This is a genomic window from Micromonospora sp. RL09-050-HVF-A (assembly GCF_019374995.1).
In the GTDB taxonomy this organism is placed as follows: Bacteria; Actinomycetota; Actinomycetes; order Mycobacteriales; family Micromonosporaceae; genus Micromonospora; species Micromonospora antibiotica.
On record NZ_JAGKQP010000002.1, the window covers coordinates 5,801,122 to 5,819,648 of the forward strand.

Below are 18,527 nucleotides of genomic sequence, written 5' to 3' on the forward strand. Positions count from 1 at the left end.
CTGACGACGCGTGCCGAGCGGGACAACCGAGAACCGGAGGCCATTCGTGACCACCGTCGCACCCAAGCCGGTCGTGACCCGGCCATGGCCGGTCCGAGAGCCGGTCAAGGGGTCGGCCATCGCGCGGCTGCTGCGCACCACGGACGCGAAGCAGATCGGGATCATGTACATGGTCACCGCGTTCGTGTTCTTCATGATCGGTGGCCTGATGGCCCTGGTCATGCGAGCCGAGTTGGCCCGACCGGGCATGCAGTTCCTGTCGCCGGAGCAGTACAACCAGCTGTTCACCATGCACGGCACGATCATGCTGCTGTTCTTCGCGACCCCGATCGTTTTCGCGTTCGCCAACTACGTCGTGCCGTTGCAGATCGGCGCCCCCGACGTCTCGTTCCCCCGGCTGAACGCCTTCGCCTACTGGCTGTACCTGTTCGGCGGCACGATGGCGACCGCCGGTTTCCTCACCCCGGGCGGCGCCGCCGACTTCGGCTGGACCGCCTACACCCCGCTGAGCAGCATCGAGCACTCGCCCGGCGTCGGCGCGAACATGTGGGTCGTCGGCCTGGCCATCTCGGGTCTGGGCACCATCCTCGGCGCGGTCAACCTGATCACCACGATCCTGACCCTGCGCGCCCCCGGCATGACCATGTTCCGGATGCCGATCTTCACGTGGAACATGCTGGTCACCAGCCTGCTGGCGATCCTGGTCTTCCCGCTGCTGGCCGCCGCGCTCTTCGCGCTGGCCGCGGACCGGCTGCTCGGCGCGCACGTCTACGACCCGGCCACCGGCGGCCCGATGCTGTGGCAACACCTCTTCTGGTTCTTCGGTCACCCCGAGGTGTACATCATCGCGCTGCCGTTCTTCGGCATCATCACCGAGATCATCCCGGTCTTCTCCCGCAAGCCGATCTTCGGTTACAAGGGTCTCGTCGCCGCCACCATCTCCATCGCCGCCCTGTCGATGAGCGTCTGGGCGCACCACATGTTCGCCACCGGCCAGGTGCTGCTGCCGTTCTTCAGCTTCCTCAGCTACCTGATCGCCGTGCCGACCGGCATGAAGTTCTTCAACTGGATCGGCACCATGTGGCGGGGCCAGATCACCTTCGAGACGCCCATGCTGTTCGCCGTCGGCTTCCTGGTGACCTTCCTCTTCGGTGGTCTGACCGGGGTCCTGCTGGCCAGCCCGCCGCTCGACTTCCACCTGCACGACAACTACTTCGTCGTGGCGCACTTCCACTACGTGCTCTTCGGCACCATCGTGTTCGCCGTCTTCGGTGGCATCTACTTCTGGTTCCCCAAGATGTTCGGCCGGATGCTCGACGAGCGCCTGGGCAAGATTCACTTCTGGCTCACGATGATCGGCTTCCACACCACCTTCCTGGTGCAGCACTGGCTCGGCGCCGAGGGCATGCCCCGCCGGTACGCCGACTACCTGCCCGGCGACGGCTTCACCACGCTCAACATGATCTCCACGATCGGCGCGTTCATCACCGGTATCTCGACCCTGCCGTTCATCTGGAACTGCTGGAAGTCGTACAAGACCGGGCCGGTCGTCGAGGTGGACGACCCGTGGGGCCACGGCAACTCGCTGGAGTGGGCGACCAGCTCCCCGCCGCCACTGCGTAACTTCGACCGGATGCCCCGGATCCGCTCCGAGCGCCCGGCGTTCGACGCGAAGTTCCCCGAGCTGGCCGCCGGCCAGAGCCTCGCCGGCCCGCCGGAGGGTGGTGCCAAGCCACTGACCAGCGAGGTCAACGGCGGCGCCAGCTACCAGGAGGACACCTCCGGGAACCTCGACCAGCGCTGACGCCCGACCCGAACCGCCGAAGGGCACCGCACCCCACCGGGGCGCGGTGCCCTTCGGCTTCCTCAGGATGACCGAGGAGGAGGGGCCGGCGGAGATCACACCCTGGTCGCGCCTCCCCCGGTGCGAACCCGCAGGGTGACCCACTCTCGATGGGGCGGTATGCCTGAGCGTCATAGTTATGCCTCTCAGACATACCGCTCACGCGCAGCGGTACGTGTCCCGGCGGCGCGGGCATCGCGGTTGACGACGGCTCCGGACGAGTGCGGGCGTGGCTCAGGCGGCCGGTGCCGGTTCTGGTGCCGGCGTGGACAGGGCGGATGCCGGGGCGACGGGCGGGCGGCGGTGACGTAGCTCCGTCGGCAGGACCACCAGGGTCACCAGCAACCCCACCGCCCCGGTGACCGCGAAGCCCCAGAGCGGCACCGAGGCGTCGATGACCGCGCCGGCCAGCGGAGCGCCGAGCGCGATGCCGACCGTGGTGGCGGAGCCGTGCAGGCCCATCGCCTCCCCGCGTACCCCGGCGGGGGCGAGCCGGCTGACCGCGTCGGCGGTGGCGGCGATGGTGGGGGCGCAGAGCGCACCGGCCGGGAGCAGCGCCAGGCAGAGCAGCCACCAGTGACCGCCGCCCAACCCGACCGGAATGGTGCAGAGGCTGAGCAGGGCGGCCAGCGCCAGCGGAGAGAAGGAACGGCGGACCGCACCGTAGGCGAAGCCGCCGACCAGCGAGGCTACCGCCCAGGCGGCGAGCACCGCGCCTGTCCAACCGACCTCGCCACCGGCCCGCAGCACGGCCACCACCGCCACGTCGGTGCCGCCGAGCACCAGCGTCGCGGCGGCGCTCACCGCGAACACGGCGAGCAGGCGGCTGGTCAACCACTGCCGCCGCGGCACCCGGGGCTGCGGGCCGACCGGCTCCTCGGCACCGCGGGTCGGCGGGTCGAGCAACCACAGGGCGATGCCGGCGCCGACGATGCCCGCGCCGACCGCCCAGAGCGTGACCCGGGGGGAGACGGCGGTGGCCAGGGCCACGGCCAGCGCCGGCCCGATCATGAAGGACAGCTCCATCGACATCGAGTCCAGCGCGTACGCGGGGCGGCGGCGCTCCGCCGGCACCAGGGCGGCGATCGACTGCCGGACCACCGAGAAGACCGGCAGCGCGAACAGCCCGGCCACGAACGCGGCGGGCAGCAGCAGCGGCAGGCTCAACGTCGGGGCGCCCGCCCAGAAGACCGCCTCGACGGCGGTGGTCACCGCGACCACCGGGCGCAGGCCGCGCCGGTCCACCAACCGGCCGAGCAGGGGCGAACCGATGGCCGCGCCGGCGACCGACGCGGCGCCGACCAGGCCGGCGGCACCGTAGCCCCGGCCCAGCTCCAGCACCACGTAGAAGGTGAGCGTCACCCCGGTCGCGGTGAGCGGGATGCGGGCCAGCACCGCCACCAGCAGCAGGGCCCGCAGACCGGGCTGGGCCAGGGCCAGCCGGTAAGGCGTCAACGTCATGATGCTCCGTACCTCCGGCGGTCATCCTCGACCGGGGGTACGACATCGGCAAGCGATTACCGGCTCATGCGGCGCTGATCACCGGCTCGCCGTGCAGGGTGACCCCGGCACCGTCCATCGCCCGCAGCGCCACGTCCAGCGTCGCCGGCGCGACCGCCGCCGTCAGGTCGAGCAGCACGGTGGTGGCGAAGCCCTCCCGGGCGGCGTCCAGGGCGGTGGCCCGCACGCAGTGGTCGGTGGCGATGCCGACCACGTCGACCCGGTCGACGTCGCGTCGGCGCAGCCAGTCGGCCAGGGTCTCACCGTCGTCGGCGTGCCCCTCGAACCCGGAGTACGCGGCGGCGTGCTCGCCCTTGTGGAAGACCGCCTCGACCCGGTCGGTCACCAGGTCGGGGTGGAACTCGCTGCCCTGGGTGCCGACCACGCAGTGCCGGGGCCACGACTCGACGTAGTCCGGCGGGTCGCCGAAGTGCGCCCCCGGGTCGACGTGGTAGTCCTTGGTGGCGACCACGTGGTCCCACCGCTGCGGTTCACCGGCCAGCAGGCCCGAGATGCCGGCGGCGACTCCCGCGCCCCCGGCGACGGCCAGGGAACCGCCCTCACAGAAGTCGTTCTGCACGTCCACGATGATCAGCGCGTTGGCCATCGGTGCCCTTCCTCTCCGCTCGCCGCCGGTGATCCACCTGCGGCACGACCCAGTCTGCCCCGGCGGCTCAACCAGCCGGCACGACCGTGACCGGGATCGCCGGATCACCCGCGGAGAGCTTCAACCCCTCCCACGGGATGGAGATCAGGCACTGCCGCAGGTGCTCCCGGGACTCGGCGATGGTGGGCAGCTCGACCGGTTCGCCGTCGACCACGAACGAGTGCTGGAGCGACCGGTCGTTGGCCTGCCGGTCCGGCACGCCCTGCGACACGACGACCTCCTCGGTGGCGGTGCCGGTGGGCTTGTGCCGGCGTACCGCGACCTTCCGGCCCCCGATGGTGCCCTTGTTCTCGGAACGCTTGACCACCGGCCGGCCGTCCACCTCGACCAACTTGTAGACCAGGCTGGCGGTGGGTGCGCCGGAGCCGGTGACCACGGCGGTGCCCGCGCCGTACATGTCGACCGGTTCGGCGGCGAGCGCGGCGATGGCGTACTCGTCGAGATCCCCCGACACGATGATCTTCGTCTCGGTGGCGCCGAGCGAGTCGAGCAGCTCCCGGGACTGCTGGGCGATCACCGCGAGGTCGCCGGAGTCGATCCGGACCGCCCGCAGCTGCGGCCCGGCCACCTCGATGGCGGTCCGGATGCCCTGGCTGATGTCGTACGTGTCGACCAGCAGCGTGGTGTCCCGGCCCAACGTGGCGACCTGCGAGGCGAACGCCGTCCGCTCGTCGTCGTGCAGCAGGGTGAACGCGTGCGCGGCGGTCCCGGCGGTGGGGATGCCGTAGCGCTGACCGGCCGCCAGGTTGGAGGTGAACCGGAACCCGGCCAGGTACGCCGCCCGTGCGGCAGCCACCGCCGCCTCCTCGTGGGCCCGCCGGGAACCCATCTCGATCAGCGCCCGGCCCCGGGCCGCGGTGACCATCCGGGCGGCTGCCGCGGCCACCGCGCAGTCGTGGTTGAGCACCGACAGCACCAGCGTCTCCAGCACCACGCACTCGGCGAACCCCCCGGAGACGGTGAGGATCGGCGAGCCGGGAAAGAACAGCTCACCCTCGGCGTACCCGTCGATGTCACCGGTGAAGCGGTAGTCGGCCAACCACCGGGCGGCGGGCTCGTCCACCACCCCGGTCCGGAGCAGGAACTCGACCTCCTCCGCGGTGAACCGGAAGTCCCTGATCATGTCGATCAGCCGGCCGGTCCCCGCGACCACCCCGTACCGGCGTCCGGTGGGCAACCGCCGGCTGAACACCTCGAAGGTGCAGCGGCGGTCGGCGGTGCCGTCGCGCAGGGCGGCACTGACCATGGTCAGCTCGTAGTGGTCGGTCAGCAGGGCAGGGCGAAGATGACTCACCAGCCCAGCCTAGAGTTCACCCGGCCGGGCCGCCGCCGTGGCCCGGGATCGCCCGCAACGCCGCGCCCAGCTCGGCGCGACTGGTGATGCCGAGTTTGCTGTAGACCCGCTGGAGGTGGTTCTCCACCGTCCGGTGCGACAGGAACAACCGGCTCGCGATCGCCCGGCTGGTCACCCCGGTGGCGGCGAAACCGGCGATCTCCAGCTCCCGGTCGCTCAGCGTCGGGCGCAGCGCGTCCAACGCCGGGGTACGGATCTCGTCACAGCGGGTGAGCAGGGCGGCGAGCCGTTCGTGCGCGGCGGCGGCCGACGCCGACCGGTTGCGCCGCCACCCATGCAGGGCCGTCGCCGTGGCGTCGACCGCCCAGACCGTCAGGTCCAGCTTCGCGAATCCGTCGGCCACCTCCAGCAGGGCCGCCCCGTCCCGCTCGGCGGCGGCCCGGGCGTGCCGGGCGAGCAGCGGAGCCAGCACCCCGTCGACGGTCTCGGAGAGTTCGGCCAGCCGCTGCGCGACCGTACGCCGGAAGCTGTCGGTGCAGGTCGGCCCGACCGCAGCGGTGGCCTGGCCGAGGCGGACCAGGTCGTGCAGGACCAGCGCCTCGTGACCGGCGAAGCCGTCGGCGCGCAACCGGTCGGCCAGCTCGCACAGCTGCCTGGTGGCCCCGGTCAGGTCGCCCCCGGCCGCCAGCACCGCGCCCCGGGCCTGCTCCAGCCATGGTCGGAGCACCGCCATGCCGGGGGCCTGGGTGCGGTCGGCCTCGGCCATCGCCGCGACCGCGGTCGCCACGTCGCCGCGCAGCAGCGCGGCCTGGGCCCGCTCGGCGTGGGCCAGGCCGGCGAAGACCCGGCTGGTGGCGAGCACCGCGCAGGCACCGAGGCTGGCCTTGAGCGCGCCGTCGCCGCGACCCCGCAGCCGCGCCGCGTACGCCTGGAGGATGGACAGGTAGCCGGTGCCGAGCCGGAAGTCCCCGGCGCCGGCCTGGTCGGCGAACTCGTCGGCCACGATGGCGTCGATGCCGGCGAGGTCCCCGCAGAGCGCCAACCGGGTGCCCCGGGCCAACTCCATGGCCAGTTGCAGGTACGGCATGTCGGCCCGCCAGTTCGCCGCCTCCGCCTGCACCCGGTCGATCGCCGTGGCGCTGGCCCGGAACCGGCCGTGCACGGCGTCGACGTGGGCGATCGTGCACCGGGCCAGTTCCCGGGCCGCGACACTGGCCGCCGGGCGGTCCAGCACCGACCGGCCGAGTCGCAGCGCGGTGTCGACGTCCAGGCCGTGCAGCCGCATGATCGCCTCGAAGGCGCGGACCCGGGCCTGGTGCCCGGGATCGGTGAGGGCCTGCCCGGCCACCGCGATAGTGTCCACCGTGGACTGTTCGCTGAGCCCCCAGTAGCTGACCATCCCGCGTACGGTCAGCCACCGGCTGCGGCGGTGCTCACAGGCGATGTCACCGGCCACCGCGTCGAGCACCCCGATCGCCTCCGTCGGCCGGTCGCCGAACATCAGGATGGTGGCGAGGAGTTCGGCGGCGTCGTAGCCGCCGTCGGCGTCGAGCGCCGCGCGGGCCAACCGGGTGGCCAGCGGCACGTCGTAGCGGGTGAACGCCTGGACGGCCGCCTGGAGCAGCAGACCGGGGTCCTGGGCGGTGCCGGAGTCCAGCCGCCACACCGCCACCCGCAGCAGGTCGCCCCGGCGGCGGGCGCCGGCCAGCTCCACCCGTTCGGCGAGCTGGGCCTGCAGGCGGCGGGTCCGGCTGACCGGGCAGCGCCGACGGATCACCTCGCCGTAGAGCGGATGGGCGAGCCGGACGTCGACCCGGCGGTCGTCCGGCACGACGGTGATCAGGCCGCGTTCCTCGGCGACCTCGACGTCGGCCGGGTCGGCGGCCCGGTCGAGCAGCCGCAGGCCGAGCGGTTCACCGAAGGCGACCAGCTCCACCACCGCCCGGACCCCGGGTGCCAATCGACCGATCCGGGTGTCGATGAGATCGGTGAGGCTGGGGGCCAGCTCCAACCGCCCGGTCCACCGCCACAACCCGTAGGTGCGGACCATCTCACCCCCGGTGGTGGCGGCCAGCACCAGCTCCCGTAGCAGCAGCGGGTTGCCGGCGCAGAGCCGGAACAACCGCTCGGCGGAACCGGAGTCGACCGGCCCGGCCAGCAGGGCGGCGAGCAGACCGGCGGTCTCGCCGGGGCCGAGGGGGGCCAGCTCGGCGTGCGTGACGAGATCGTCGGTCCACAGTGCCCGGATGGGCAGCGGGATCTGCTCGCCGCTGCGCAGGGTGCCCAGCACGGTGGTGTTCTCGGCGCGGGCGAGCAGGTGGACCAGCGCCGCCGAGGGCGGGTCGAGCAGGTGCGCGTCGTCGATGGCGAGCACGATGCGCCGCCCGGCGGCCTGCTCCTGGAGCACCTCGACTCCCCAGCGCAGCACCCCCGCGGGGGACAGGCCCGGCGGTTGCTCGGCCGGCAGCACCGGGGCGAGCCCGCCGAAGGGCAGCGCCGCGGTGGCCGTGCTGGCCGCGACGAACGACAGGGCGTAGCGGTCGGTGGGTAGCGCGGCCACCCCCTCGCGCAGCAGCCGGCTCTTGCCGACGCCCGCGCTGCCGCTGAAGAAGAGGCCGTGTCCCTGCTCGTCGTGCACCGCTGCCAACAGACGGCTGAGTTCATCCGTTCGGCCGACGAAACTCCACCGACTCATCTGAGCAGCATATCGATGTAAATCGGTCCGGAGGTGCCTGGTGACGCTGTGAAGTTGAGTAACGCCACAGTTACCGCTGAGTATTCGGATGTTTCGGTGACGTCGGGTGCGCCCCGTAACCTTCCGGCAGCCAAAAGTCACCGACCGGACGTCCTACACGGGTGCAGACCGTCGCCCGTGTCAAGCGGAGGCCGCATGAAGCCCGGACCACCCCCCGGGGTCGACCTGACCGACGACCCGTCCGACGAGCCCGGTGCCGGCGGGCTGCGCGCCCCGGGCCCGTTCCCGGGCCACCTGCGGATCGACGAGGTCCACCCCGACGAACCCCTCGCCGTGGTCGCCGCCGGCCCCGCCGGGGCGGCCCGCCGCGAGGTGCTCGCCGCGCTGCTCGGGATCCCCTCCGGGATGCTCGCCGTGCCGGCGGGCAGCAGCCTGCTGGTCCGGCACGCCCGGGTCGCCACCCGGGCGGCCTACGTACCCGGCTACCGTCAGCCGCACTTCTACGGGGCCGACCAGGCGGCGGCCGGCCCGGCGCTGGCCCGGGCGCCGCGTCGGGTCGAGTTGAGCCTGCCGGAGCCGCTGCTGCGGCACTTCGCCGTGCTCGACACACCGGACACCGACACCCTGGGCGTGGCCGGTGGGCGGGTCCTGCTGGACGCGGTGACCCGCTCCGGCGCGCTGCTCTTCGTGATCGGCGCCGACCAGACCCTCACCGCCGCCGAGCTGCACCTGCTCGCCGAGGTGGCCCGTACCTCGGCGCGGGTCTTCTTCGTGGTCACCCCGGGGGCGGGCGGCTGGGTGCCACCGGAGGCGGCGGCGACCGACGGCACGGGGGTGTCCGTCCCGCCGCCCCCGGCCGGCCCTGCGGTCGATCCGGTCGCGGCGCACCGGGCCACGCTGCTGGCCACGGTGCCGGACCTGGCCGGGGCCGACTGGTTCCCCGTGCACCGGGCCGAGCACCCGGGCCTGCGGCGGGCGCTGGTCGGCTGGTCGGCCGTCGAAGGGCTGCGGCGGGCGAGTTCGCGTTCGCCGCTGCCGCCCGGCAGCCACGGGCGGGTGCCGGTGGCCGCCGACCCGCCCGGCGACGACTGGGGCGACCGGTTGCAGCGGCAGAGCCGGTCCTGCGCCCGTGCCATCCGTCAGCACCTCGCCCTCGAACTGGCCGCCGTCCACCTGCGTGCCGTCCAGGAGATCGTCTTCGGGGCGGGCTGCGCGGGTCTACCCACACTGCTCGACCGGGAACTGGAGGCCCTCTCCCTGCTCGCCACCCGCCAGCAGGACCGGGCCGCCCGGGAGATCGTCGACGAGGCTGCCGCCCGGGTCTTCGGCGCATCGTTGCCCGAGGGGGCGCGGCAGCGGATCGACGCCGCCGTCGGGTGGGGGCTGGCCGACCACCCGTCCGGCCAGGATCTGGACCGGGTGCTCCTGGTAACCAGCACCGCAGGGGTGGCGGTGGTGTCCGGGGCCGGCGCGCTGGACGCGTTGGCCGGTCATCCCGGCGCACCGCGGACCGAGGTGCTGCCGCCGATCGGGGTCGCCCTCTCCGGCGGGTGCTGGCAACACTGGCGCAGCCCCGGCAACGACGAGCCGAACGCGGCCCGCGCCTGGGTGCAACGGGCGCTGCGCGAGGTCGAGTTGGACCTGTCCCGCGAGGTGTCCCGGCGGTTCGAGGCGTTGCGGCTCTCGCTCGACGGGGTCCTCTCCGACGCCCTCGACCACGGCATCCTGCTCGCCTGAGCCACCGAGGGTTTTCGTGCGCATCCCCGCCGTGTCCGTACCTTGCCGGGTTTCCGCAGCTCGGGAGGGTGATCCAGGCCGCCCCGGCGTTCCGGTTCATCGGATCGCCACTTCCGGTGGCACGATGGGGGGCATGGCGGCTCCACAGGTTGCACCGGTCGAGACGCCGGACACCGACGAGGTGCCGGTCGCGGACCGGCAGTGGGTGACGATCGTCTGGGACGACCCGGTCAACCTCATGACGTACGTGACCTGGGTCTTCCAGAAGCTGTTCGGTTACAGCCGGGAGAAGGCCGAGAAGTTGATGCTGGACGTGCACCACAAGGGCCGTGCCGTGGTGTCCAGCGGCGCCCGGGAGCGGATGGAGCACGACGCGTCGCAGCTGCACGCGTACGGCCTCTGGGCGACGGTGGACCGCTCGTGAGCGCGAGGAGTGAGCCGGTGTTGCGAGCCCCGCAGTCGCGAACGGAGATGATCCGGTGAGCATGTTCCGTCGCCAGGGCGACCGTTACGTGGCGACCTTCGCGGTGGACGAGGCCCGGGTGCTGCGCAAGGTCGCCAGTGAGGTGGTCGGGCTGCTCACCGACGGCTTCGACCCGGCCGACCCGGTCGTGGGCCGGCTCTTTCCCGACGCCTACCCGGACGATCCGGCCGGGGCGGCGGAGTTCCGTCGGTACACCGAGGGCGACCTGAAGACCGCCAAGATCGACCAGGCGGGCGCGGTGCTGGCCGCGCTGCCCGACTCCGCCGGCGGCGAGGTGCGGCTGGACGCGGAGGCGGCCGAGGCGTGGTTACGGGCGCTCAACGACGCCCGGCTCGCGATGGGTGTCCGGTTGGAGATCAAGGACGGCACGGACCTGGGCGAGGAACTCGACGACGCGGTCGCCGAGGACCCGACCTCGTCCCGGGTGTTCCAACTGTCGGTCTACGCCTATCTGGGTTATCTCCAGGAATCCCTGCTCAATGCCTTGATCGACTGAACTGTGACGGTCACCGCCTCGCCGGGTCCGCCGGACGGGCGCTAGGCTGGTCGTCGTGCTGAGCATCGACCGATCGATCGTCGAGGCGATCGTCGCCCACGCGCGCCGGGACCACCCGGACGAGGCGTGTGGGGTCGTCGCCGGACCCGTCGGCGGCGACACCCCTACCCGGCACATTCCGATGGACAACGCGGCCCGCTCGATGACGTTCTACGAGTTCGACTCGATGGAGCACCTGCGGGTGTGGCGGGAGATGGACGACCGCGACGAGGAACCGGTCGTCATCTACCACTCGCACACCGCGACCGAGGCGTACCCGTCCCGGACGGACGTCGCCTTCGCCGGTGAGCCGGGCGCGCACTACCTGCTGGTCTCCACCCGCGAGTCGGACACCGAGGAGATCCGGTCCTTCCGGATCGTCGACGGCGTGGTGACCGAGGAGCCGGTGCGGATCGTGGACGCCGGGGTGGACCCGCACGCGGTCCAGTCCTACATGTTCGGGCAGAGCCCGGCGACGGTCGACTACGAGTGTTCCGGCAGCTGACCTTCAGCTCCGCACACCCTTTCCGTCCGGCACCGAGGCACACCCGACCAAGGAGTACGTCATGGCCATCGAGGTTCGCATCCCCACCATCCTGCGCAGCTACACCGGCGGCGCGAAGGTCGTCGAGGGCGCCGGGGACACCCTGGGCGACCTGCTCACCGACCTGGACACCCGGCACGCCGGCCTGAAGGCCCGGCTGGTCACCGACGCGGGCGTGCTGCACCGTTTCGTCAACGTCTACGTCAACGACGAGGACGTCCGGTTCCTGGGCGCGCTGGACGCCAAGCTCAACGACGGCGACAGCGTGACCGTGCTGCCGGCCGTGGCCGGTGGGGCGTTCGGCTTCGCCGCTGCGGCGGCGATCAGCCAGCACCGTGCGGCCACCGCGGCGGTGGCGGCACGGCGCGCGGCCGTCGCCCCCCGCTGAGGGCGGGCGTCATGGCGCGGTACGACAGCCTGCTCGACGCCTGCGGCGGCACCCCCCTGGTGGGGTTGCCCCGGCTCTCGCCGACGGTGCCCGACGGGGCACCGCCGGTGCGGCTCTGGGCCAAGCTGGAGGACCGGAACCCCACCGGCAGCATCAAGGACCGCGCGGCCCTGTTCATGGTCCGCGCGGCAGAGCAGGCCGGCCGGCTCCGCCCGGGGGACACCATCCTCGAGCCGACCAGCGGCAACACCGGTATCGCGTTGGCCATGGTGGCCAAGCTGCGCGGCTACCGGCTGGTCTGCGTGATGCCGGAGAACGTCTCCACCGAGCGGGTCCAGCTGCTCCGGATGTACGGCGCGGAGATCATCTTTTCGCCGGCGGCGGGTGGTTCCAACCAGGCCGTCGCCACCGCGAAGCAGATCTCGGCCGACCATCCGGACTGGGTCATGCTCTACCAGTACGGCAACGAGGCCAACGCCCGGGCGCACTACGAGACCACCGGGCCCGAGCTGCTGCACGACCTGCCCACCATCACGCACTTCGTGGCGGGCCTGGGCACCACCGGCACCCTGATGGGCACCGGGCGGTTCCTGCGGGAGAAGGTCGAGGGCATCCAGGTGGTGGCGGCCGAGCCGCGCTACGGCGAACTGGTCTACGGCCTGCGCAACATCGACGAGGGCTACGTCCCCGAGTTGTACGACGCGACGGTGCTCAACCGCCGCTTCTCGGTCGGCACCCGGGACGCGGTGCTGCGCACCCGGCAGTTGGTGGAGGTGGAGGGGATCTTCGCCGGCTTCTCCACCGGGGCGATCCTGCACGCCGCCCTGGCCGTGGCGCACGAGGCGGCGCGGGACGGCCGACGGGCCGACGTCGCCTTCGTGGTCTGCGACGGTGGCTGGAAGTACCTCTCCACCGGGGCGTACGGCGGCACGCTCGCCGACGCCGAGGGCGCCCTGGAGGGGCAGCTCTGGGCCTGACCCACCGGGTGGGCCGGTCGACGGGACCGTCGGCCGGCCCTGTGGGTGTCACGTTGGTGACAACTTCCAGTAGATGATTCTTGCCCTGCCGTCGCTGCGCGTAGGCTGCCCAGCGTGGCGTACGCGTCGGTTGAGATCATCAGCGGTGCTGACCCCGGCGTGTCGACTACGCCTAGTAATCGTGGGGCCACCCGATGCGGCTGACCGTTCTGGGCTGCGCGGGGAGCTTCCCCGGCCCTGAGTCCCCCTGCTCCGCCTACCTTGTCGAGGCGCAGGGTTTCCGCCTGCTGGTCGACTTCGGGCCGGGCTCGCTGTCCACCCTCCAGCGGTACGCCGGGCTGCACGCCCCGGACGCCATCCTCCTGACCCACCTGCATTGCGACCACATTCTCGACGCCGCGTCATACGTGGTGGTCCGGCGGTACGCCCCGGACGGGCCGTACCCGCCGCTGCCGGTCTACGCGCCGCCGGGGGCCCCGGACCGGCTCGCCACCGCCTACGGCCAGGACGACAGCGGCGTCGAGGACGTCTACCAGTTCTACGGGCTCCAGCCGGGCACCTTCCCGATCGGCCCGTTCACCGTCACCGTCGACCGGGTGAACCATCCCGTCGAGACCTACGGGGTGCGGTTGGAGCACGAGGGCCGGGTGCTCTGCTACTCATCGGACACCGCCCCCTGCGACGCGCTGCTGCGGCTCGCCCAGGATGCCGACGTCTTCCTCTGCGAAGCCAGCTACCTCGACGGGGTGGACAATCCACCGGACCTGCACCTCACCGGCCGGGAGGCCGGCGAAACGGCTACCAAGGCCGGGGTGGGCCGACTGCTGCTGACCCATCTGGTGGTGGCCTGGGGCAGCGAGTCGCACACCATCGCCTCGGCCGCCGGGGCCTTCACGGGGCCGATGGAAGTGGTCCGGGCCGGCGCCACCTACGACATCTGAGCACACCGGGCACCCGGGCATGCGCCGATCATGCGACCGCATAGGGTGCAGGGATGGCACGACCTGACGGGCGGCGACCCGACCAACTCCGACCGGTGACGTTGACCCGGGGCTGGAGCACCCACCCGGAGGGCTCGGTGCTCGTCGAGTTCGGCGGTACCCGGGTGCTCTGCACCGCAAGCGTCACCGAGGGTGTGCCCCGCTGGCGCAAGGGCTCCGGGCTCGGCTGGGTCACCGCCGAGTACGCGATGCTGCCCCGGGCCACCAACACCCGCTCGGACCGGGAGAGCGTCCGTGGCAAGATCGGTGGGCGGACCCACGAGATCTCCCGGCTGATCGGCCGCAGCCTGCGCGCCTGCGTCGACCTCAAGGCGCTCGGCGAGAACTCGATCGTGCTCGACTGCGACGTGCTCCAGGCCGACGGCGGCACCCGTACCGCCTCGATCACCGGCGCGTACGTGGCCCTCTATGACGCGGTGAGCTGGCTTGCCGGCCGTAAGTCGTTGGCCGGCAAGCCGGAGAAGGTGATGCACCGCTCGGTGGCCGCGGTCAGCGTCGGGATCGTCGCGGGCGAGCCGCTGCTCGACCTCTGCTATGTGGAGGACGTGGCCGCCGAGGTGGACATGAACGTCGTCTGCACCGGCGAGGGGGACTTCGTCGAGGTGCAGGGCACGGGCGAGGACGGTGTCTTCTCCCGGGCGCAGCTCGACGCGTTGTTGGACGTCGCGTCGTTGGGTTGTCTGGAACTGGCCGAGGCCCAGCGGAAGGCGCTCGCATCATGAACAAGGTCCTGCTCGCCACCCGGAACCGCAAAAAGCTGGTGGAGTTGCAGCGCATCCTGGACGGCGCGCTCGGCGCGCACCGGATCGCCCTGCTCGGCCTCGACGACGTCGAGGAGTATCCCGAGCTGCCGGAGACCGGCCTCACCTTCGGTGAGAACGCCCTGATCAAGGCTCGGGAGGGCTGCCGGCGTACGGGTCTGCCCACCATCGCCGACGACTCCGGCATCGCGGTGGACGCGCTCAACGGCATGCCGGGGGTCTTCAGCGCCCGCTGGGCGGGGCGGCACGGCGACGACCGGGCCAACCTGCAACTGGTGCTGGACCAGATCGCCGACCTGCCTGACGAGCACCGGGGGGCGGCCTTCGTGTGCACCGTGGCGCTGGTGCTGCCGGGCGGCAAGGAACACCTGGTCGACGGCCGCCAGTCTGGCCGGCTGCTGCGCGCCCCGCGCGGCGACGGCGGTTTCGGGTACGACCCGATCTTCCTCGGCGACGGCCAGGACCGCACCAACGCGGAGCTGACCCCGCAGGAGAAGGACGCGATCAGCCACCGGGGCAAGGCGTTGCGCGAGTTGGCGAAGCTGGCCGCCAAGGTGCTGCCCGCCACCTGACCCCCCCGTTCCTGCTCCTCGGGTGGCCCTCTCCGGGCGGGGGTGGCTCATTCCGCTGCTCGGCTCGTGACGGGCTCGGCATCCCGTAGGCATCCAGGCGTCGCCACTGCCCGGGGAGTGGCCGGCGCGGTTCCGTGGCGCGCTCTTCCGTCTGCGGTGCCGCATGCCCGTCGCCCCTCCGCTGCGGGCCCGGCCGACGAAACACGCTCCTCTTCGTCCCGTCCCGCCCCACTACGCCAAGCCCTCCTGTTCACCAAGAGTGACCGCCTGGCCGGCAAGACCCAATGGCATCCGCATCCTTTGCTCTGCTGCCTTTGAAGCGACGCATGCCGAGAGTCACTGCCTCTATCGGGAGCTTTTCCGACCGGGTTCCGGTTTCTGCTGGTGAGAGCGGTGTCGCCTCTATGGCAGCAGAGCAAAGGATGCGAGTGGGGATAGGTGAGGGTGACGAGCTTCGCCACTCTCGGTAACGGTAGTGGGGAAGAAGAAACATCACGGATTGTGGTGGCAGATGGGATGGTTTCCGGGGGTGCGGCGATTGTGGTCCAGCTGAGGGGGCGCGGTGGAGTGTGATGGCGGAGGCCGGCCCACGACGGCGGTGAACCTGCCGGGGTGAGTGCCCAGGCCCCGACCGATTCCGCCGGGGGCGGCCGATTCCGCCGGGGGCGAACGACTCCGCCGTGGGCAGCGGGTCCTGCCAGGACGGAGTGGGGTGGGGAGGTCCGGGAAAGCCGGGGCGGCGGGCGGTCAGCCCAGGGGGCCGATCTCCCGCTCGATGGCGCTACGCAGGTCGGGGCCGGCGAGCACGGCGCGGGCCGCTTCCATCACCGGGGCGAGGAAGACATCGGGACCGGGCTCGCCGGCCGCACCCCCGAGTGCGGCCACGGCGGCCCGGCCGGCCGGTGACGGCTCCAGCGGTGCGCGCAGTTGCAGGCCCCGTACCGCCGCCAGCAGCTCCACGGCGAGCAGGCTGGTCAGGTTGTCCAGCACGGTGCGCAGCTTCTTGGTCGCCGCCCAGCCCATCGAGACGTGGTCCTCCTGCATGCCACTGGTGGGCAGCGAGTCGACCGAAGCGGGCGCGGCCAGCCGGCGGTTCTCCGCGACGATCCCGGCGGCCGTGTACTGGGCGATCATCAGCCCGGAGTTCACCCCCGCGTCGGGGGACAGGAACGCCGGCAGGTCCCGGTTGCGGGTCACGTCGAGCAGCCGGTCCACCCGGCGTTCCGCGATCGCCCCCACCTCGGCGGCGGCGATGGCCAGGTAGTCGGCGGCGAAACCGAGCGGAGCGCCGTGGAAGTTGCCTGTCGACTCGACCCGGCCGTCCGGCAACACCACCGGGTTGTCCACCACCGAGACCAGCTCCCGGCCGGCCACCGTCGCGACGAAGTCCAGGGTGTCCCGGGCCGCGCCGGCCACCTGCGGAGCACACCGCATCGAGTACGCGTCCTGCACGGCGTGCGCCAGGTCGTCACGGTGCGAGTCCATCACCCGGGAATCCTGGAGCAGCCGGTGAATGTTCGCCGCCGAGGCGGCCTGCCCCGGGTGCGGCCGGATGGCGTGCAGCTCGGGCAGGAAGGGGCGCTCCGAGCCGAGCATCGCCTCGATGGCCAGCGCGGCGGTCACGTCGGCCATGGCGAACAGGTGCCGGGCGTCCGCGACGGCCAGCAGCAGCATCCCGAGCATCCCGTCGGTGCCGTTGATCAGCGCCAGCCCCTCCTTGGCGGCCAACGCGACCGGGGTCAGCCCGGCGGCGCGCAGCGCGTCGGCGGCGTCGACCCGTTCGCCGGTCGGTCCCAGCACCCACCCCTCGCCGAGCAGCACCAGCGCGCAGTGCGCCAGCGGTGCCAGGTCACCGGAGGCACCGAGCGAGCCGTGCTCCGGCACCCACGGGGTGACGTCGGCGTTGAGCAGGTCGACCAGCCCCTGCGCGAGCAGCGGACGGACCCCGGAGCGGCCCAGTGCCAACGAGCGGACCCGCAGCAGCATCATCGCCCGAACCACCTCGCGGGGCATCGGCGCACCCACCCCGGCCGCATGCGAACGGATCAGCGCGTGCTGCAACTCGGCCCGGCGCTGCGGGGCGACGAAGGTGTTGGCCAGGGCCCCGAAACCGGTGGAGACGCCGTACACCGGGCGGCCGGCGGCCTCGATGCCGTCCACGATGGACCGACTGTCGACCATCGCCTCGACGGCGGCCGGAGCGAGGACGACCCGGGCGTCGCCGCGGGCCACGGCGAGCACGTCGGCGGGGGTGATCCCGGTGGGCTGGACGGTCACAGTCGACATTGCGGTACTCCGTTGTGCAGGACCTGGCGGACCAGTGGGACACCCGGCCGGTAGGCCAGGTGCAGGTGGGACGGGGCGTCGAGGATCATCAGGTCGGCCCGTACGCCGGGGCGCAGCACCCCGACGTCGGTGCGGCGCAACGCCTGCGCGCCGCCCGCCGTCGCGGCCCAGACCGCCTCCGCCGGGGTCATCCGCATCTCGCGGACGGCCAGCGCGACGCAGAACGGCATCGACGAGGTGTACGACGACCCGGGGTTGCAGTCCGTGGCCAGCGCCACGGTCACCCCCGCGTCGAGCAGCCGCCTGGCATCCGGGTACGGCGACCTGGTGGAGAACTCCGCCCCCGGCAGCAGGGTCGCCACGGTCGGATCGGTGGTGGTGGCCGAGCCGGCCAGCGCGTCGACGTCGGCGTCGGACAGGTGGGTGCAGTGGTCGACGCTGGCCGCCCCCAGCTCCACCCCCAGCCGTACCCCCGGCCCCGGGCCGAGCTGGTTGGCGTGCAACCGCAGCCCCAGCCCGGCGGCCTGCCCGACGGTGAGGATCGCCCGGGTGTGGTCGGCGTCGAAGGCGCCCCGTTCACAGAACACGTCCACCCAGCGGGCGTACGGCGCGGCGGCGGTGAGCATCGGCCCGCACACCAGCCCCACGTAGTCGTCGGGGCGGCCCGCGTACTCGGCGGGGACGACGTGCGCGCCGAGGAAGGTGGTCTCGGCGGCCACCTCGGCGGCGATCCGCAGCGAGCGGGCCTCGTCGGCGACGGTCAGGCCGTACCCACTCTTGATCTCCATGGTGGTGGTGCCCTGCCGCATCGCCTCGTCGCGCAGCCGGTGCACGGTGTCCCGCAGGTCGTCGTCGGAGGCCGCCCGGGTCGCACCGACCGTGGTCCGGATACCCCCTCCGGTGTACGGCTCACCGGCCATCCGGGCCGCGAACTCCGCCGCCCGGTCCCCGGCGAACACCAGGTGCGCATGGCTGTCCACGAACCCGGGCAGCACCGCGCCCCCCTCGGCGTCGATCCGCCGGTCGGCGGCCGGCGCATAGCGGGCCGGGCCGATCCAGACGACCCGACCCGCCTCCACCAGCAGGGCGACCCCCCGCCGCAGACCCAACGGCCCGTCCCCGCCGGCCGCCGGCACGTTGGTGACCAACTCGCCGATGTTGTCGACCAGCAGGCTGCTCACGCCGCCCCTCCCGTCCCGGACCGGCCGCCCCCGCCGCGAGTCGCCGGCCGCTGCCCGGACCC

At 72.6% G+C, this 18,527-nt stretch carries 16 protein-coding genes; 10 read left to right on the forward strand and 6 right to left on the reverse strand.

Annotated elements, in window-relative coordinates; genetic code table 11:
• Nucleotides 1–46: 46 nt before the first annotated feature.
• The gene (gene ctaD / locus J7462_RS25835; RefSeq protein ID WP_219467692.1) at nucleotides 47–1,804 is read left to right on the forward strand and encodes a cytochrome c oxidase subunit I; all 1,758 of its coding nucleotides are present in this window, start codon (nucleotides 47–49) and stop codon (nucleotides 1,802–1,804) included.
• 273 nt (nucleotides 1,805–2,077) lie between these two features.
• Here the strand turns inward: ctaD and J7462_RS25840 are convergent, their stop codons facing one another.
• The 4 genes from J7462_RS25840 to J7462_RS25855 all read right to left on the reverse strand — a co-directional run bounded on the left by J7462_RS25840 (nucleotide 2,078) and on the right by J7462_RS25855 (nucleotide 7,999).
• Nucleotides 2,078–3,304, reverse strand: a complete 1,227-nt coding sequence (locus tag J7462_RS25840; RefSeq protein WP_219467695.1) for an MFS transporter — start codon at nucleotides 3,302–3,304, stop codon at nucleotides 2,078–2,080.
• Nucleotides 3,305–3,368: 64 nt separating this feature from the next.
• Nucleotides 3,369–3,950, reverse strand: coding sequence for an isochorismatase family protein (locus J7462_RS25845; protein WP_208567438.1), 582 nt, complete (start codon nucleotides 3,948–3,950; stop codon nucleotides 3,369–3,371).
• A 67-nt stretch (nucleotides 3,951–4,017) separates the two neighbouring features.
• Nucleotides 4,018–5,304 carry a nicotinate phosphoribosyltransferase gene (locus J7462_RS25850; RefSeq protein ID WP_208567437.1) on the reverse strand — a complete coding sequence of 429 codons (1,287 nt, stop codon included), beginning with the start codon at nucleotides 5,302–5,304 and terminating at the stop codon, nucleotides 4,018–4,020.
• Nucleotides 5,305–5,320: 16 nt separating this feature from the next.
• Entirely contained in the window at nucleotides 5,321–7,999 is a 2,679-nt protein-coding gene (locus J7462_RS25855) for a LuxR C-terminal-related transcriptional regulator (RefSeq protein ID WP_219467697.1), read from the reverse strand.
• Nucleotides 8,000–8,194: 195 nt separating this feature from the next.
• Here J7462_RS25855 and J7462_RS25860 point away from each other — a divergent pair, with 195 nt between their 5' ends.
• From J7462_RS25860 to rdgB, 9 genes are all read left to right on the forward strand, one after another.
• Nucleotides 8,195–9,736, forward strand: coding sequence for a hypothetical protein (locus J7462_RS25860; protein ID WP_219467702.1), 1,542 nt, complete (start codon nucleotides 8,195–8,197; stop codon nucleotides 9,734–9,736).
• 133 nt (nucleotides 9,737–9,869) lie between these two features.
• Nucleotides 9,870–10,160 (forward strand): ATP-dependent Clp protease adapter ClpS, encoded by a 291-nt coding sequence (clpS, locus tag J7462_RS25865; RefSeq protein ID WP_091251593.1) that lies wholly within the window; start codon nucleotides 9,870–9,872, stop codon nucleotides 10,158–10,160.
• A gap of 61 nt (nucleotides 10,161–10,221) precedes the next feature.
• Nucleotides 10,222–10,716 carry a DUF2017 domain-containing protein gene (locus J7462_RS25870; protein ID WP_219470718.1) on the forward strand — a complete coding sequence of 165 codons (495 nt, stop codon included), beginning with the start codon at nucleotides 10,222–10,224 and terminating at the stop codon, nucleotides 10,714–10,716.
• Nucleotides 10,717–10,771: 55 nt separating this feature from the next.
• Complete coding sequence (locus tag J7462_RS25875) at nucleotides 10,772–11,260, forward strand: Mov34/MPN/PAD-1 family protein (RefSeq protein WP_219467705.1); 489 nt, start codon at nucleotides 10,772–10,774, stop codon at nucleotides 11,258–11,260.
• 61 nt (nucleotides 11,261–11,321) lie between these two features.
• Nucleotides 11,322–11,687, forward strand: a complete 366-nt coding sequence (locus J7462_RS25880) for a MoaD/ThiS family protein (protein WP_219467707.1) — start codon at nucleotides 11,322–11,324, stop codon at nucleotides 11,685–11,687.
• Nucleotides 11,688–11,698: 11 nt separating this feature from the next.
• Entirely contained in the window at nucleotides 11,699–12,664 is a 966-nt protein-coding gene (locus tag J7462_RS25885; RefSeq protein WP_208567432.1) for a PLP-dependent cysteine synthase family protein, read from the forward strand.
• A gap of 194 nt (nucleotides 12,665–12,858) precedes the next feature.
• Nucleotides 12,859–13,605 carry an MBL fold metallo-hydrolase gene (locus J7462_RS25890; RefSeq protein ID WP_208567431.1) on the forward strand — a complete coding sequence of 249 codons (747 nt, stop codon included), beginning with the start codon at nucleotides 12,859–12,861 and terminating at the stop codon, nucleotides 13,603–13,605.
• Nucleotides 13,606–13,658: 53 nt separating this feature from the next.
• Entirely contained in the window at nucleotides 13,659–14,387 is a 729-nt protein-coding gene (gene rph, locus J7462_RS25895; protein ID WP_204927210.1) for a ribonuclease PH, read from the forward strand.
• On the forward strand, nucleotides 14,384–14,998 hold the full coding sequence (rdgB, locus tag J7462_RS25900; RefSeq protein ID WP_208567430.1) for an RdgB/HAM1 family non-canonical purine NTP pyrophosphatase: 615 nt from the start codon (nucleotides 14,384–14,386) through the stop codon (nucleotides 14,996–14,998). Before rph ends, rdgB begins: the two co-directional genes overlap by 4 nt.
• Before the next feature lie 747 nt (nucleotides 14,999–15,745).
• Here the strand turns inward: rdgB and hutH are convergent.
• Nucleotides 15,746–17,284, reverse strand: coding sequence for a histidine ammonia-lyase (gene hutH / locus J7462_RS25905; protein WP_219467710.1), 1,539 nt, complete (start codon nucleotides 17,282–17,284; stop codon nucleotides 15,746–15,748).
• Nucleotides 17,272–18,465 (reverse strand): imidazolonepropionase, encoded by a 1,194-nt coding sequence (hutI, locus tag J7462_RS25910; RefSeq protein ID WP_219467713.1) that lies wholly within the window; start codon nucleotides 18,463–18,465, stop codon nucleotides 17,272–17,274. The genes hutH and hutI overlap by 13 nt, the downstream gene beginning before the upstream one ends.
• Nucleotides 18,466–18,527: the final 62 nt, after the last annotated feature.

What these genes read in the sequence shown, in the direction of transcription:
- J7462_RS25870 (WP_219470718.1), top strand. Translation starts at nt 10,222, where the DNA reads ATGTTCCGTCGCCAGGGCGACCGTTACGTGGCGACCTTCGCGGTGGAC.
- J7462_RS25880 (WP_219467707.1), top strand. Translation starts at nt 11,322, where the DNA reads ATGGCCATCGAGGTTCGCATCCCCACCATCCTGCGCAGCTACACCGGC.
- rdgB (WP_208567430.1), top strand. Translation starts at nt 14,384, where the DNA reads ATGAACAAGGTCCTGCTCGCCACCCGGAACCGCAAAAAGCTGGTGGAG.
- J7462_RS25885 (WP_208567432.1), top strand. Translation starts at nt 11,699, where the DNA reads ATGGCGCGGTACGACAGCCTGCTCGACGCCTGCGGCGGCACCCCCCTG.
- J7462_RS25840 (WP_219467695.1), bottom strand. Translation starts at nt 3,304, where the DNA reads ATGACGTTGACGCCTTACCGGCTGGCCCTGGCCCAGCCCGGTCTGCGG.
- J7462_RS25845 (WP_208567438.1), bottom strand. Translation starts at nt 3,950, where the DNA reads ATGGCCAACGCGCTGATCATCGTGGACGTGCAGAACGACTTCTGTGAG.
- J7462_RS25855 (WP_219467697.1), bottom strand. Translation starts at nt 7,999, where the DNA reads ATGAGTCGGTGGAGTTTCGTCGGCCGAACGGATGAACTCAGCCGTCTG.
- J7462_RS25860 (WP_219467702.1), top strand. Translation starts at nt 8,195, where the DNA reads ATGAAGCCCGGACCACCCCCCGGGGTCGACCTGACCGACGACCCGTCC.
- rph (WP_204927210.1), top strand. Translation starts at nt 13,659, where the DNA reads ATGGCACGACCTGACGGGCGGCGACCCGACCAACTCCGACCGGTGACG.
- J7462_RS25890 (WP_208567431.1), top strand. Translation starts at nt 12,859, where the DNA reads ATGCGGCTGACCGTTCTGGGCTGCGCGGGGAGCTTCCCCGGCCCTGAG.
- clpS (WP_091251593.1), top strand. Translation starts at nt 9,870, where the DNA reads ATGGCGGCTCCACAGGTTGCACCGGTCGAGACGCCGGACACCGACGAG.
- hutH (WP_219467710.1), bottom strand. Translation starts at nt 17,284, where the DNA reads ATGTCGACTGTGACCGTCCAGCCCACCGGGATCACCCCCGCCGACGTG.